We start from the raw sequence: 15,210 nt of genomic DNA on the forward strand, positions 1-15,210 counted from the left end.
CGAGGAGGTGATCCCACGACGATACCCGGAGAACCCAGTGATCGGCCTTGGTCGCCTGCCATGGCGACGAGGGTTGGGAAGCTGCGTAGTGCTTATCAAGTAATAAGCAACCCAAGAACAAACGCACACTTGTCCCAAGGTAAAGTTAATATGAAAAGTTCAACGCCCATCCAGCATCAGCAGCCAAGTCTGGCGCTGGCGCTGACTCCCGTCGTCCTGACACTGCTGGTACTGGCAGTGCAGCTGTTCTACTTCGGCGACTTCACTCCGCATATCCCCTTGGCCATCGGTCTGGCCATCACGGCGCTGGTAGGCGTCAAGCTTGGCTTCCGCTGGAAGCAGATAGAAGAAGGGATCTTCCACGTCATTCACGTGTCGCTGCCCTCCGTCTCGGTACTGATCTGCGTCGGCATGATCATTGGCGTATGGATTGCCAGCGGCACCGTGCCCACCCTGATCTACTACGGCCTGACGATCCTCTCGCCGACCATCTTCCTGGCCGCAGCCATGCTGCTGTGCTCGATCGTGTCGCTGGCACTGGGTACCTCCTGGGGCACCGTCGGCACGGTGGGCCTGGCCCTGATGGGCATCGGCGCCGGCTTCGACATTCCGATGTACTGGACCGCCGGCGCGGTGGTCTCGGGCGCGTTCTTCGGCGACAAGGTCTCGCCGCTGTCGGATACCACGAACCTCGCCCCGGCGGTCACCGGCACCGACATCTTCTCGCACATCAAGAACATGATGCCGACGACTGTCCCCGCCATGCTGATCGCCTTCGCCATCTATCTCGGTGCCGGCTTCGCCCTGATCGACGACAACTCTGCCTCCTTCGAGCGGATCGACGCCATTACCTCCGCACTGCAGGCGAACTTCACCATCTCGGCCTGGCTGTTGCTGCCGGCGGTGCTGGTCATCGTGCTCGCAGTCAAGCGCATGCCGCCCATCCCCTCGCTGTTCGCCGGCGCCCTGGCCGGTGCAGTCACCGCCATGCTCGTTCAGGAGGCGGGCGTGCATGACGTGCTGACCTATGCCAACAGCGGTTACTCGATCGATACCGGCGTTGCGGCCATGGACAGCCTGCTCAATCGCGGCGGCATCCAGTCGATGATGTGGACCATCTCGCTGGTGCTCATCGCGCTGGGCTTCGGTGGAGCGCTGGAAAAGACGGGCTGCCTGGAGGCAATCATCCGCGCCATCATGACCAAGGTGCGTAGCTTCGCAGGGCTGCAGACCTCAGCCGTGCTGACCTCGGTTTCCACCAACCTGGTCGCCGGCGACCCCTACCTCTCCATCGCCCTGCCCGGCCGCATGTACGCCCCCACCTATCGTGGCATGGGCTATTCGACCCTGAACCTGTCGCGCGCCATCGAGGAAGGCGGCACGCTCATCTCGCCGCTGATTCCGTGGAATGCCGGTGGCGCCTTCGTGATCAGCGCCCTGGCGCTCGGCATCGCCGACGGCAACGTCGAGAACCTGCTGTACATTCCGCTGGCCTTCGCCTGTTGGCTGTCGCCGGTTTTCGGCCTTGTCTATGCTCAGCTCGGCCTGTTCTCACCTCGTGCAACCGACGAAGAGCGGCAGCTCTGGCAGGAACAGGGAGAGGCCATCGCGACCGACTTGGGCGCCGCAGGTGAAGCCTCCATAAGCGCTACCCCAGCAACACGAACCAGCTGAGTCAGCGCCCCGGCATCGGCCGGGCCATGCCACCAACCCAGCAGGCCAAGCCTGCTGGGTTTTGCGTTAGTCAGTCACTGCCATTGCACCCGGTACTCTGTCGCTCTTATTCACCTATCATGCCGCGGAGCTCCTCAAGATAGGTTTCCAGCACCAGGTTGGGCGGAGCCCCCTTGCGGGTGATGGCACTGTAGTGGGTGAGATAGTGCCAACGCCCGGGATCCAGGGCCCGCATCCGGCCACTCCCTACCCAGCGTTCGGCATAGTGGGTCGGCAGGTAACCGATATAGCGGTTGGAGAGAATGAGAAAGGCGATTCCTTCCCGGTCGGTGGCCGAGGCTGAGGCCCTGAGCGGCTCGTGCAGCGCCTTGACCTCGGGCGTCTGGGCATAGGCGGGTACCACGGCATCACAGCTCGCTAGTTCACGCTCGGTCACTCCCTCGCTGTCAAACAGGGCATGGCCGGAGGCACAGTAAAGCTGCGACGTCTCCGCATACAACGAGAGGTAATCGAGCCCTGGCAAGCACTTCAGCGCAGGGATTACCCCGGTATGCAGGCGGCCGTCCAGCACTGCCAGTTCGATATCACTGGGTGGAATCATGCGGATGTTGATGCGCACTTCCGGACCGCGCTCCTTGAGCGCGCTGAGGGCATTGGTGATGTGCATCTGGGGCATGGTCACCAGGTTGTCGGTGATGCCGATGTTGAGTTCACCCTTGAGCCAGGCATGCAGCCCATTGACCCGGGTGCGAAACCCCTCCACCGCAGCCAGCAGTTGCAACGTCGCCTGGTAGACTTCCGCGCCTTCATCGGTCAGGGAGAAGCCACTACGCCCACGCTGGCACAGCCGCAAGCCGAGACGTGTCTCGAGATCGTTCATCGCCATGCTGATGGCGGCACGGCTGATGTTCAGCTCCACCTCGGCAGCGGAAAAGCCACCGCATTCCACCACCTTGCGGTAGATCTTCAGCAGGCGCAGGTCGGCATCGCTGGGCTGGGCCGAGAGGGCCTGCTTGCGGCGTGACATGTACATTTCCTTTTCTCAGGACGTTCGGTTTCGAGGGTATCGCTGCGGGGAAAGAAAGTTAAGCAGTGGCTTGCGTAAGCTTAAAAAAACTTGCATTTAACTTAGCTTCTAGCCGAACTAGCCTGCTTTCATATCATCAACAACAGCAACGCCAACAGAGGGTGCTGCCATGACAGCTCAAGAGACCCTGCACGCTGGCCTGAGCCAGGAGCAATTGGACGCCTACTGGATGCCTTACACCGGCAACCGCCAGTTCAAGCACGATCCACGCATCATCGTCGGTGCCAAGGGCAGCTACCTGACCGATGCCCAGGGCCGGCAAGTCTTCGACGGCCTCTCCGGGCTGTGGACTTGCGGGGCGGGTCACTGTCGTCCGGAAATCGCCGAGGCGGTCAGCCGCCAGATCGGTGAGCTGGACTACTCCCCAGCCTTCCAATTCGGCCACCCCAAGGCGTTCGAATTGGCCCATCGCATTCGCGGCCTGACACCGAAGGGGCTCGATTACGTCTTCTTCACCGGTTCCGGCTCGGAGAGCGCCGATACCTCGTTGAAGATCGCCCGCGCCTACTGGCGCAAGAAAGGCAAGCCGACCAAGACCAAGCTGATCGGTCGCGCCAAGGGCTATCACGGGGTCAACTTCGGCGGTATCAGCCTGGGCGGCATCGGCGCCAATCGCGCCCTGTTCGGCCAGGGCGTCGATGCTGACCACCTGCCCCATACCCTGCTTGCCGAGAACGCCTTCAACCGCGGCATGCCCGAGCGCGGCGCCGAGAAGGCCGAGGAATTGCTGGAGCTGATCGCCCTGCACGATGCCTCGAACATCGCCGCGGTGATCGTCGAGCCGCTGGCCGGGTCCGCTGGCGTCATCCCGCCGCCCAAGGGCTACCTCAAGCGACTGCGCGAGATCTGCGATCAGCACGATATCCTGCTGATCTTCGACGAGGTCATTACCGGCTTCGGCCGCATGGGTGCCATGACAGGCGCCGAGGAGTTCGGCGTGGTGCCGGACATCATGAATGTGGCCAAGCAGCTGACCAACGGCGCGGTGCCCATGGGTGCGGTAATCGTGCAGGGCAAGATCTACCAGACCTTCATGGAACAGGGCGGGCCCGACTACATGCTCGAGCTGCCCCACGGCTACACCTACTCCGGCCATCCGGTGGCCTGCGCCGCCGCCCTCGCAGCCCTGGACGTACTCGAGAACGACCGCCTGATCGATCGCGTGCGTGAGATGAGTCCAGTCTTCGAGGAGGCCCTGCATGGGCTCAAGGGCACCCGCCATATCAGCGACATCCGCAACTACGGGCTCGCCGGGGCCCTGCAGATCGAGCCCTACCCCGGCGAGCCGGCACGGCGCCCCTTCGAGATCGCCATGAAGTGCTGGGACAAGGGCTTCTACGTGCGCTACGGCGGCGACACCATTCAGCTCGGCCTGCCCTTCATCGTCGAGCGCGACGAGATCGACCGCCTGGTGAATGTGCTGGGTGAGGCCATCGGCGAATTGAATTGAGAGGTAACGCAATGACCACGCTCGGTCACCTGATCAACGGTACACGCGTCAACGACGAAGGGCGCACCCAGGATATCTTCAATCCCTCCACCGGCGAGGTCGGTGGCCAGGTCAGCCTGGCCAGCAAGGCCACCGTCGAGGAGGCCATCGCCACCGCCCAGGCCGCCTTCCCGGCCTGGCGCAACACGCCGCCGGCCAAGCGCGCCCGGGTCATGTTCCGCTTCAAGCAGTTGCTCGAAGAGCACGCCGACGAGATCTGCCGGCTGATCGGCCAGGAACACGGCAAGATCGTCCACGATGCCAAGGGGGAATTGCAGCGCGGCATCGAGAACGTGGAGTACGCCTGCGGCGTGCCGGAGCTGCTCAAGGGCGAGCACAGCAAGAACGTCGGCCCGGGCATCGACTCCTGGAGCGAGTTCCAGCCGCTCGGTGTGGTCGCCGGTATTACACCGTTCAACTTCCCGGCCATGGTTCCGCTGTGGATGTACCCGATGGCTATCGCTTGCGGCAACACCTTCGTGCTCAAGCCCTCCGAGCGCGACCCGAGCTCGACACTGTTCATCGCCGAGCTGGCACTGGAGGCGGGCCTGCCGGCCGGCGTGCTGAACGTCGTCAATGGCGACAAGGAGGCCGTCGACACCCTGCTCGACGACCCGCGAGTGCAGGCCGTCAGCTTCGTCGGCTCCACGCCGATCGCCGAATACATCTACGGCCGCGCCAGCGCCAACGGCAAGCGCTGCCAGGCCCTCGGGGGTGCCAAGAACCACGCCATCGTGATGCCCGATGCCGACATGGACAACGTGGTCGATTCGCTAACCGGGGCCGCCTTCGGCTCCTCCGGCGAGCGCTGTATGGCGCTATCGGTGGCGGTCGCCGTGGGTGATGCCGCCGCCGACGCCCTGGTCGCCAAGATGCAGGAGCGAATGAAGGCTCTCAAGGTTGGCCACTTCGCCGACGCCGGGAACGACTTCGGTCCGGTAATCACCAAGGCTCACCAGGAGAAGGTCTGCGGCTACATCGACAGCGCCGAGGCCCAGGGTGCCGAGATCGTGGTGGACGGCCGTGGCGTGCAGGTGCAGGGCTTTGAAAACGGCTTCTATGTCGGTGGCACCCTGATCGATCGGGTGACCCCCGAGATGACCTGCTACCAGGAGGAGATCTTCGGTCCCGTGCTGCTCGTGGTTCGCGCCGGCTCGATGCGGGAAGCCATGCAGCTGATCGACGACCACGAGTACGGCAACGGAACCTGCATCTACACCCGTGACGGCGAAGCGGCGCGTTACTTCAGCGACAATATCCAGGTGGGCATGGTCGGCATCAACGTGCCGTTGCCGGTACCGGTCTCCTACCACAGCTTTGGCGGCTGGAAGCGCTCGCTGTTCGGTGATCTCGCCGCCTACGGACCGGATGCCGTGCGCTTCTACACCAAGCGCAAGACCGTCACCCAGCGCTGGCCGTCAGCCGGGGTTCGCGAGGGCGCGCAGTTCTCCTTCCCCTCCTGACGCCAGGCGTTAGGCGTTAGGCGTTAGGCGTTAGGCGCCAGCATGGCAAAGCCGAACCAGGTCTCCTGGTTCGGCTTTTGATTTTCGCTATTCTCAAGAGTTGAGCGCCCGGGTGACAGGCGCTACTCAGCGCCCCAGGGCTTGAAGCACCGCCTCGCGGGAAACCCGCTCACGCTCGGCATAGAGCGCCAGCTCATCGCTGACCGGAGCCCCCAAGGCCTGCTCGAAGGCCTCGCGATTGGCGTTGCCGGCATAGGCCCCGTTCTGCCCGCCACCCAGATTCGATTGGAAGATTCCTGCCGCACTGACCGGCAGAAAATCTTCGTAGGTGAGTGGCAACGCTTCCACCAAGCCCTGGGCGATCAGCGTCTCCAGGCCAGCACCCTCTACTCGGCCTGCCGCCGTGCTGGCGTCACTCTTCACACGAGCCGCCGCCGTGCTGGAGTCACTCTTCACACGAACCGCCGCCGTGCCGGCGTCGGTAAGGCGATACTGGAAGAAGGCCAGGCCTTCACGCCGCAAAGTGGCTTCGTCATCGGGGAAGTCGGCGAAGACCTCATCGAGCACGCGCTGATGCGCCTCGTTGTCGAGGCCGGCGGCGCGGCGCCGTGCTTCGCCAAGCAGGCTGTCGTAACGCTCACGCCCCCTGGGGGTCAGCGCCATGCCACGCTGCTCGATTTCACCGAAGCGGGCGGTGTGGGTCCCCTGCCGCTCACCGGCAAAGCGGATACCCTCCTCCAGCGCCTTGAAGCTGGTCTGACGCAGCAGGATGGGACACGCGCGACGGGGCGGCCCCTCGATTACCGCCTTGGGCTGCATGCCGGCATCGGGCATGCGCCGTTGCACTTCGTCGATATCGAGCGTGCGCGGCGTGAGGTGATTGATATGCGGGCCGCGGAAGCAGACCACATCGGCGATCAGCCGATGCTCGGCATGCAGCGCCTGGTAGGTGTCCAGATCTACCGTAGCATCGCGGTGCCAGCGGAACGTCTCCAGGGCCTCGCCGATGAAGCGCTCAGCCTGCTCTTCATCGAGCCCGCCCTGCGCTTCATGGAGTTCGATCAGCTGGCGACAGGCCGGGGTGAAGATATCACGGCCGGCAAGGATGGCTGCCGCCCGCTCCCGCAGCGCCGGGCTCTCGATCAGCTCGAGGCGCAGCAGCGAGGTGAAGATGCGGAAAGGGTTGCGCGCCAGCGCCGCGTCATCCACCGGGCGGAAGGCCGTGGAGTGTACCGGCACGCCGGCTTCGGAGAGGTCGTAGTAGCCCACCGGATGCATGCCCATGACGGCGAACAGGCGACGCAGCATGGACAGCTCCTGGGCCGTGCCCACACGAATGGCGCCATGACGCTCGGCACCCAGGCGTTCCAGTTCGCCATGGGCGGCAAGGCGCTCGGCCAGGGTGGGATCGGCCTCCAGAACTTGCCGGTTAACGCACTCGACCAGATCGAGCAGCGCCCCGTATTGCGGCACTTCAACCTGGTACATCGCCGACATGGCCCGGGAAAAACGGTCACGGATTTCATCGCAAGGAAGATAGTTGGCAGGCAATTCAGGCCTCCTCGGTATTGGGTTGAAAGAGCGAATCCAAAGCGCGCTCGATGCGCCCGAGTCCTTCTTGCAAGGTGTCGGGCTCGGCGGTCAGTGGCGCCAGCAAGCGCAGCACGTTGCGCCGCCGGCCGCTGGGCATCAGTAGCACGCCGGCCTCGCGCGCCGCCGTCAGCAGCGCAGCCAGGTGCTCGGCACCGCTGGCCCGGTCGGTATCCTCGAAGACGATCCCGCGCATGGCCCCCACGCCAGTGAGATTGCCCAGCATCGGGAAGCGCCCACTGGTCTGCCAGCGTCGATGGGCCTCGACGATCAGCGCCTCCTGGCGCGCTCCCCAGCTCGCCAGAGCCTCTTCGCTCATCAGAGCCATCACCGTACGCGCCGCAGCGCAGGCCAGGGCGTTGCCCGAGTAGGTACCGCCCAGCCCGCCCTTGGGCACGGTGCCCATGAATTCCGCCCTACCCGCCACCGCCGCCAATGGCAGCCCCGCCGCCATGCTCTTGCCCATCAGCAGCAGATCGGGCTCGACGCCCAGCCGTGAGAAGGCGAAGCGGGTCCCGGTACGTCCGAACCCCGACTGGATCTCGTCGAAGATCAACACGATGCCGTGTCTGTCGCACAGGGCGCGCAGCCGCTTGGCGAAGTCGGCACACAGTACGCGGAAACCACCCTCGCCCTGGACCGGTTCGACGATGATGCACGCCACTTCATCGGCAGGCGTCTCGACCTCGAAGAGTCGCTCCAGAGCGGCCATGGCCTGGTCGGCATCGACACCGCTGTCGCCGCTGGGGAAAGGCACGTGGTGCACCGGGCCCGGCAAGGCGCCCAAGCGGTTCTTGTAGGGCTTCACCTTGCCGTTGAGATTCAACGCCGCCAGCGTGCGCCCATGGAAGCCGTCGTCGAAGGCGATGACCGCCTGGCGCCCGGTCGCCGCACGCGCCACCTTCAAGGCGTTCTCGGTGGCTTCGGCACCGCTGTTGGTGAGCATGCAGGAGAGCGGGTAGGAGACGGGCACGAAGGCATCCAGCGCCTCGACGACTTCCAGATAGCCGCGGTGCGGTACGGCATTGAACGCCGAATGCATCAGCGTATCGGCCTGAGACTTCACGGCCTCGACGACTTGAGGATGCGAATGCCCCAGGTTGAGGACGCCGATACCGCCGATGAAGTCGATGTAGTGCGTGCCACGCTCGTCCCACACCTCGGCATTACGCCCCCGCTCTATACAGATGGGATGCACGATACCCAGGCCGTGGCTGACGTGAGGTAAATCCATGAACAATGTCCCGCAAGCATGAGAGATCAGTGGCTCAATGAGAGCAGATGGCCAAGGGCATGCTCAAACGAAAAAAAGACGCCTATGCATTCCATAAAGTCATGACATAAGGCGTCTTATAGTTTTTTCACCAAACTTTCAGCTATCTGAATGCATGGCTTGCGTTGTCATTCCGAAATCTATCGCGAATGAAGTATTCGCGAGCTAGAGACCTTTAGGAGCGAATATCCCCGGCGCATTGCGCCAGTAGCCCTTGTAATCCATGCCGAAGCCGAACACGTAGCGGTCGACCACTTCGAGGCTGCAATAATCGGCCTTGAGGTCCGGCACCGCCTTGCGATCGTGTCGCTTGTCTACCAGCACGGCGGTGGAAATGCTTGCCGCACCGGCTTCGCGGCAGTAATCGAGGATGGCGGCAAGCGTCGCGCCCTCATCGAGAATGTCATCGACGATTACTACATGGCGATCGGCCATGGGGATTTCGGGCGAAACCCGCCAGAACAGCTCCCCACCGCGCAACCCACCGCGATAGCGCGTTGCATGGAGGTAATCGACCTCAAGCGGGAAGCCCAGGCGAGTCAACAGATGGCCGGTGGTGATCAACCCGCCATTCATAACGCAGTAGAAGACCGGCAGCTTGTCGCCCAGATCGGCGGTGATCTGCTCGGCCATGCGATCCAGCGCGCGCTCGACCTCCTCATGGCTGATCAGGCAGTCGGCGTTCTCCATGACATCGCGCATGGTGGCCAGGGATTCGTGAAAATCGGCTTCGAGTTTGGGCATGAGTGGCTCGTATCAACGCAGGTAAACGAATATGAAAAACGATATGACAGATCAGAGCGACGCCATGGCCTCGAGACGCGCATGCACCCGACGCCAGCGCCCCAGGGCTTCGAGCGCCTCGATGTCGGGGCGTGCCCGGCCGTAACGCAAGCGCGCCGTCAGACGCGTGGTCCGACCCTGGCAGGCGTCCAGCGCCTCGAGCGCGGCCGCGCGGTCGTTGCACACCAATACCATGTCGCAGCCGGCTTTTAACGCGGCCAGGGCTCGCTCGCCTGGGGTACCGGCAAAGCCGGCGCCTGCCATGCCGAGATCATCGGAGAAGATGGTGCCCTTGAAGCCGAGCGATTCGCGCAGCAGGCCCAACCAACTTGCCGAAAACCCTGCGGGACGCGAATCGAAGGCGGAGTAGATGACGTGAGCCGGCATCACGCCATCGAGCCGGGAAGCCAGTTCCGTAAACGGTATCAGGTCGTGCTGGCGCAACGCCGCGAGGGGGCGATCGTCGACCGGCAGCTCCAGATGGGAGTCTGCCGCCACGCTGCCGTGGCCGGGGAAGTGCTTGCCCACTGCGGCCATACCGGCTTCGTGCAGCCCGCTGATGAACGCACCGGCCATGGCCGCCACCGCCTGCGGGTCGGAGGAGAAGCTGCGATCGCCGATCACGCTGGAGACGCCAGTGTCGATATCGAGCACCGGAGCAAAGCTGAGATCGAGCCCGCAGGCGGCCATCTCCATGCCCAACAGCCAGCCGGCATCGAGACAGAGCCGAAGGGTCACTTCCGGCGACACTTCGTAGTCCCGGCCAATACGCCCCATGGCCGGCAGGCGCGTCACCCCTTGCCGGAGGCGCTGGACACGGCCGCCCTCCTGGTCGATAGCCAGCAGCAGCTCAGGGCGCACACGCCGTATGTCATGGCAAAGCTTCCGCACCTGTCGCGCATGCTCGACGTTGCGGCCGAACAGGATGACGCCGCCCACCTCGGGACGCTTGAGCAATTCGCGCTCTTCCTTACGTAATGCGGTGCCTTCCAGATCGAGCATCACCGGGCCGAGGGTCTGGGTCATGATCGGAGTCCTTGGGCATGAAAGGGAGCTGATTCTAGACTAAAGGCGCCGATGGCAACAGCCATCCAGGGCACACCGAGCAATGCCCGTCCTGGCGTGCCTTCACCGCCTCGTCACTCGTGCAGCCAGAAGGGAGTGCCCGGTTGGGCCAGTGCGAAGAGCTGCAGCAGCGCCTCGTCACGCATGCGAATGCAGCCATGCGAGCGGGGCTCCCCCATCGGCTGATCGGGCGGAGTGCCATGTAGATAGATATAGCGCCTCTGGGAGTCGACGTCGCCGCCGCGATTGACTCCCCGCTCGAGCCCGCACAGCCAAAGGATACGGGTCAGGATCCAGTCTCGCCCAGGATGCGCCTCGGCCAGCGCCGCGCTGTACACTTCACCGGTGGGACGTCGGCCACGAAACACCGCGCCCGGCGGCTGTCCTTGACCGATCGCTGCCCGCACGTAGTGCCAGCCGCGCGGCGTGCAACCACTGCCCTCACGCTGGCCCACCCCCGCCGCGGCCGTCGATACCGGCCACTCCGCCTGGCGCTGCTCACCCTGCCACTGGACGAGGCATTGACGACCGATGTCCACCTCGAACCACAGCCCCTCCCTGGGTGGCAGGGCCTCCAGTTGCGGAGTACGCATATCAGCTCGCCTTGGCCGGCTGGGCGGCGGGCGGCGGCAGAGGCGCATTCATGGCCGCTACCACCACGGGGCGCAGGCGCCGAATCAGGTCACGCACCGAAACGTGCTCATGATAATCCTTCTCGGCGATGTCGCGCAGTGCGTCGAGACCGGAGAGGGTGAAGATCACCGTCCCCAGCACGAAGTGCAGGCGCCAGAAGCGCTCGGCATCGGGCAACTCAGGCGTGGCGCGGCGCACCAGATCCGTGAAGCGGGTGAACACGCTACCGTACTCCTCCTGGATATGCCGCCTCAGGTGGCCCTGGGCCTGACTGTAGGCGAGTCCCAGCAGCTTCATGAAGACCTTGAGACTGTGCTTCTCCGCGGGCACCTCGAGCACCGTTCGGGCCATGGTCTCGAGCAGTTGCTCCAATGGGATGACAGCGCCGGCGTGCTGCGCCTCGAGTTCATCGAGAGCGTGATGAAAGCGTACCGTGAAAGGGTCGAGATAGCGCGAGAAGACCGCCTGGATCAGCGCCTTCTTCGAGCCGAAGTGGTAGTTGACCGCAGCGAGGTTGACGCGAGCCTTGCTGGTGATGGTACGTAGCGAGGTCTCGGCGAAGCCGCGCTCGGCGAACAGCACCTCGGCGGTATCGAGGATGCGCGTGACGGTATCGGTCTGGGCCATGATCAGTTCCCACTGAAAACAACTGTTTTAAACATTACAAAAGTCTACGCCATTACATCTTTTGCCTCAATGTATCGATGAACGAAAGCGTTTTAAACGCTTTTGCGATACGAGGCGAGACGCTCACCACCCCCCCTTTTACTGTATGGGCTTCCATGCTGTATACTTGACCAATACGGCAGTCACGCCTCTGGAGTTCGCCATGACCCGCCCTCTCACATCGCGCCAGCAGAACGTTTATGACTTTATCGTCAAGACCATGAACGAATTCGGCTACCCGCCCACTCGCGCCGAGATCGCCCGTGCACTGGGCTTTCGCTCGCCCAACGCCGCCGAAGAGCACCTGCGCGCCCTGGAGCGCAAAGGCGTGATCCGCGTGATACGCGGCACCTCCCGCGGCATTCGCCTGCCCGCGCAGGAAGCCGACAGCCTCGTCAGCGAACCTAGCGCCGAAGGCCTGCCCATCATCGGTGAAGTGGCCGCCGGCAGCCCTGTCCTTGCCGCCGAACACATTGACCGCTACTGCCCCCTGCCACCCGACTTCTTTACTCCGCGCGCCGACTACCTGCTCAAGGTACGCGGCCTGTCGATGAAAGACATCGGCATTCTCGAGGGGGATCTGCTGGCCGTGCATCGCACCGACCGTGTGCGCGACGGCCAGATCGTGGTGGCACGCCTGGAGGACGAAGTGACGGTCAAGCGCTTCCATCGCCAGGGGCATCGTGTGGTGCTGGAAGCCGAGAACGCCGACTTCGCCCCGATCGAGGTGGACCTGCGCCGACAGGAGCTCGACATCGAGGGGATTGGTGTGGGAGTGATACGCGGCGGCAACGGCCAAGCTTTGGGGTGAGAGCTGGCGAATCTCCATGAGCCGCAAGATTCTGCATGCCGATTGCGACTGCTTCTATGCCGCGGTGGAGATGCGTGACAACCCGACGCTGCGCGATGTGCCGCTAGCCATCGGTGGCAGTGCGGAGGGGCGCGGGGTCATCGCCACCTGCAACTACCCTGCCCGCGCCTACGGCATTCACTCCGCCATGCCCACGGCGCGCGCGCTGCGCCTATGCCCCCACCTGACCCTGCTGCGCGGGGACTTCGATCGCTACCGCGAAGCGTCACGCCAGATATCGGCGATCTTTCACGAACTCACCCCGCTGGTGGAACCGCTATCGCTGGACGAAGCCTTTCTCGACGTCACCGACGTTACGCGCTTCTCGGGCAGTGCCACCTGGATGGCACGCTGGCTGAAGGAGGAGTGCCTGAAGCGCGTCGGCATCACGGTGTCAGTGGGTGCCGCTCCGTCGAAATTTCTGGCCAAGATCGCCAGCGACTGGGATAAACCCGACGGCCTTACCGTCATTTCTCCGTCCCAGGTGGACGACTTCGTGTGCCAGCTTCCGGTCAACAAGCTGCACGGCGTAGGCCCGGCCACGGCCAAGCGATTGCAGGCCCTCGACATCGAGACCTGCAGCGATCTGCAGCGGATACCGCTCGACCGATTGCTGCAGGAATTCGGCAAGTTCGGGCGGCGCCTGTTCGAACTGGCCAGGGGAATCGACGACAGGCCGGTGCGCATCGAGCGCGAACGCAAGTCGGTGAGCGCGGAGATCACCTTCGCCAGCGACCTGCCCGACCTCTCGCTATGCCATGCCGAGCTGGCACCCCTGTGCGAGCGTCTCGACGCCCGGCTCGCCCGGCACGGACATCCGCCCGTGGCCGGCATTTTCGTCAAGGTACGCTTCGACGACTTTTCCCTCACCACCCTCGACTCACGAGGCGGCTTGCCTAATCTGGAGAACTTCGCTGCCCTGATGGAACAGGCCTGGGCACGCCGCGCGCGCCCGGTACGGCTGCTCGGCGTAGGAGTCAGGCTGGTGACGGACGATGCGCGGCGTCAGCTCAGCCTGCCGTTCTGAAGCTTCATTTGGTATCGATATAGCGGTGGTCGTTGAAGGTAGCGACCCAGTCGGGGTGATAGACCATCAGCACGCTGAGCAGCATTCCGGTGAGAAAGGCCTCCGAAGGCATCAGTAGTGGCAGGAACAGGGCGTACTCCTTTGCCAGATGGATGGCATCTGGGTCGCTGGCTCCGAGCATGACCAATCCCAAACCGGCGAACCCAGTCCCCAGCGTCGCCAACGCGGCGCCGAAGAAACCGCACAGGAAGAGAAAGACCATCAGGTTGTCCGGCAGGTAGCGATCCACGATACGCCATATCGCCACCATGACCAGCACAGGCACCAATCCGGTGATCAGCACGTTGACGCCGAGCAGTGGCAAGCCAGCCTTGCCCAACGCGACCAGCGAGAGATTGGCCAACAGATTGGTCGTCAGTGCCAGTGGCGCCTTGAAGACCAGCGTCAGCAGCGCCGTCAGCATCAGTTGAAGCGCCAGCCAATCGACCGATTGAGCCCTGAGCTGCCACAGCAGTACGACCGCCACGCTAGCCGCCAGCCAGCGATGTTGCAGGCCTTGGTTTGCCAGCAGGACCTGCCACGGACGCTGACGCAGCGCCAGGACCAGCCCCAGCGACGAGGCAAGCCCACAGGCGAACAGCAGCCATGGGGCAAGAATCGGCTCGGAAAATGTCATTGCCTCCCTACCTGTACTTGTCAGGCAAAGACCACGGTCTTGTTACCATGGATCAGCACCCTGTCTTCGAGATGCCAACGCAAGCCTCGCGCCAGGACCCCCTTCTCGACATCGCGACCGAAGCGGACCAGATCCTGGGGCGTATGGCAATGGCTCACGCGATGTATGTCCTGTTCGATGATCGGCCCGGCATCCAGTTCCTCAGTGACGTAGTGACAGGTGGCTCCGATCAGCTTGACACCTCGAGAGTGAGCCTGGTGGTAGGGCCGCGCCCCGGCAAATGACGGCAGGAAGCTATGGTGGATGTTGATCACCCGCCCGGAATAGCGCTCACACAGCCGCGGCGGCAGGATCTGCATGTAGCGGGCCAGCACTACGGTATCGGCCTGCAGCGCTTCGACGTGACGCTCCACCTCCTCGAATGCCGCCTGCTTGCCGTCGCTTGTGATGGGCACGTGATGGTAGGGCAAGCCATGCCATTCCACCATGCTGCGCATGTCGTCGTGGTTCGAGATGACCCCGACGATATCGCCCTCCAGTTCACCTGCCGTCCAGCGGTACAGCAGGTCGACGAGACAGTGCGACTCGCGTGACACCATGATCACTACCCGCGGTCGGCGACGCGTATCGCGCAATGCCCAATCCATATCGAATTCGCGGGCCACGGGCTCGAAGGCATCCTTGAGCTCGGCGGCGGTCATGCCGATCGAGTCGGCCAGGATCTCGTAGCGCATGAAGAATCGCCCGGCTTCGAGGTCTGAGTGCTGACTGGCCTCCGTGATGGAGCCGCCGTGACCGGCAATGAAACCGGAAACGCGGGCCACGATGCCACGGCGATCGGGGCAGGAGACTACGAGACGATAATAGTGAGACATGGGCCAACCTGGTGCGGAACGCTGTCGGAGAGCACGCATTGTAGCGAACTCGACAGAGT

At 63.7% G+C, this 15,210-nt stretch carries 14 protein-coding genes; 5 read left to right on the top strand and 9 right to left on the bottom strand.

Features of this window, described 5'->3' with window-relative positions:
• Window positions 1–150 precede the first annotated feature (150 nt).
• Window positions 151–1,674, top strand: coding sequence for a Na+/H+ antiporter NhaC (gene nhaC / locus HNO53_RS11315; protein WP_209472223.1), 1,524 nt, complete (start codon window positions 151–153; stop codon window positions 1,672–1,674).
• A gap of 106 nt (window positions 1,675–1,780) precedes the next feature.
• On the opposite strand, the gene HNO53_RS11320 is transcribed toward nhaC, so the two are convergent.
• Entirely contained in the window at window positions 1,781–2,701 is a 921-nt protein-coding gene (locus HNO53_RS11320; RefSeq protein WP_209472224.1) for a LysR family transcriptional regulator, read from the bottom strand.
• A 169-nt stretch (window positions 2,702–2,870) separates the two neighbouring features.
• Between HNO53_RS11320 and aptA the strand changes: the two genes are divergently transcribed.
• Both aptA and HNO53_RS11330 read left to right on the top strand, forming a co-directional pair.
• Window positions 2,871–4,211, top strand: coding sequence for an omega-aminotransferase AptA (gene aptA / locus HNO53_RS11325; protein ID WP_209472225.1), 1,341 nt, complete (start codon window positions 2,871–2,873; stop codon window positions 4,209–4,211).
• A gap of 11 nt (window positions 4,212–4,222) precedes the next feature.
• On the top strand, window positions 4,223–5,713 hold the full coding sequence (locus tag HNO53_RS11330; protein ID WP_209472226.1) for a CoA-acylating methylmalonate-semialdehyde dehydrogenase: 1,491 nt from the start codon (window positions 4,223–4,225) through the stop codon (window positions 5,711–5,713).
• 126 nt (window positions 5,714–5,839) lie between these two features.
• On the opposite strand, the gene hglS is transcribed toward HNO53_RS11330, so the two are convergent.
• From hglS to HNO53_RS11360, 6 genes are all read right to left on the bottom strand, one after another.
• Window positions 5,840–7,264: a 2-oxoadipate dioxygenase/decarboxylase HglS gene (gene hglS, locus HNO53_RS11335; RefSeq protein WP_209472227.1), complete on the bottom strand. Its 1,425-nt coding sequence runs from the start codon at window positions 7,262–7,264 to the stop codon at window positions 5,840–5,842.
• 1 nt (window position 7,265) lies between these two features.
• Window positions 7,266–8,537, bottom strand: a complete 1,272-nt coding sequence (locus HNO53_RS11340) for a 2-aminoadipate transaminase (protein ID WP_209472228.1) — start codon at window positions 8,535–8,537, stop codon at window positions 7,266–7,268.
• 204 nt (window positions 8,538–8,741) lie between these two features.
• On the bottom strand, window positions 8,742–9,320 hold the full coding sequence (locus HNO53_RS11345) for a hypoxanthine-guanine phosphoribosyltransferase (RefSeq protein ID WP_209472229.1): 579 nt from the start codon (window positions 9,318–9,320) through the stop codon (window positions 8,742–8,744).
• A 51-nt stretch (window positions 9,321–9,371) separates the two neighbouring features.
• Window positions 9,372–10,385 carry a beta-N-acetylhexosaminidase gene (gene nagZ, locus HNO53_RS11350; RefSeq protein ID WP_209472230.1) on the bottom strand — a complete coding sequence of 338 codons (1,014 nt, stop codon included), beginning with the start codon at window positions 10,383–10,385 and terminating at the stop codon, window positions 9,372–9,374.
• Between the two features lie 113 nt (window positions 10,386–10,498).
• Window positions 10,499–11,017 carry a L,D-transpeptidase gene (locus HNO53_RS11355; protein ID WP_209472231.1) on the bottom strand — a complete coding sequence of 173 codons (519 nt, stop codon included), beginning with the start codon at window positions 11,015–11,017 and terminating at the stop codon, window positions 10,499–10,501.
• A gap of 1 nt (window position 11,018) precedes the next feature.
• On the bottom strand, window positions 11,019–11,684 hold the full coding sequence (locus HNO53_RS11360) for a TetR/AcrR family transcriptional regulator (protein ID WP_209472232.1): 666 nt from the start codon (window positions 11,682–11,684) through the stop codon (window positions 11,019–11,021).
• A gap of 202 nt (window positions 11,685–11,886) precedes the next feature.
• Here HNO53_RS11360 and lexA point away from each other — a divergent pair, with 202 nt between their 5' ends.
• The gene (gene lexA, locus HNO53_RS11365) at window positions 11,887–12,534 is read left to right on the top strand and encodes a transcriptional repressor LexA (RefSeq protein ID WP_209472233.1); all 648 of its coding nucleotides are present in this window, start codon (window positions 11,887–11,889) and stop codon (window positions 12,532–12,534) included.
• 16 nt (window positions 12,535–12,550) lie between these two features.
• The gene (dinB, locus tag HNO53_RS11370) at window positions 12,551–13,600 is read left to right on the top strand and encodes a DNA polymerase IV (RefSeq protein ID WP_209472234.1); all 1,050 of its coding nucleotides are present in this window, start codon (window positions 12,551–12,553) and stop codon (window positions 13,598–13,600) included.
• Window positions 13,601–13,604: 4 nt separating this feature from the next.
• Here the strand turns inward: dinB and HNO53_RS11375 are convergent, their stop codons facing one another.
• Window positions 13,605–14,276 carry an energy-coupling factor ABC transporter permease gene (locus tag HNO53_RS11375; protein ID WP_209472235.1) on the bottom strand — a complete coding sequence of 224 codons (672 nt, stop codon included), beginning with the start codon at window positions 14,274–14,276 and terminating at the stop codon, window positions 13,605–13,607.
• Between the two features lie 20 nt (window positions 14,277–14,296).
• Entirely contained in the window at window positions 14,297–15,151 is an 855-nt protein-coding gene (purU, locus tag HNO53_RS11380) for a formyltetrahydrofolate deformylase (RefSeq protein WP_209472236.1), read from the bottom strand.
• Between the last annotated feature and the right edge of the window lie 59 nt (window positions 15,152–15,210).

Source organism: Billgrantia antri (assembly GCF_017868935.1).
GTDB lineage: Bacteria > Pseudomonadota > Gammaproteobacteria > Pseudomonadales > Halomonadaceae > Halomonas > Halomonas antri.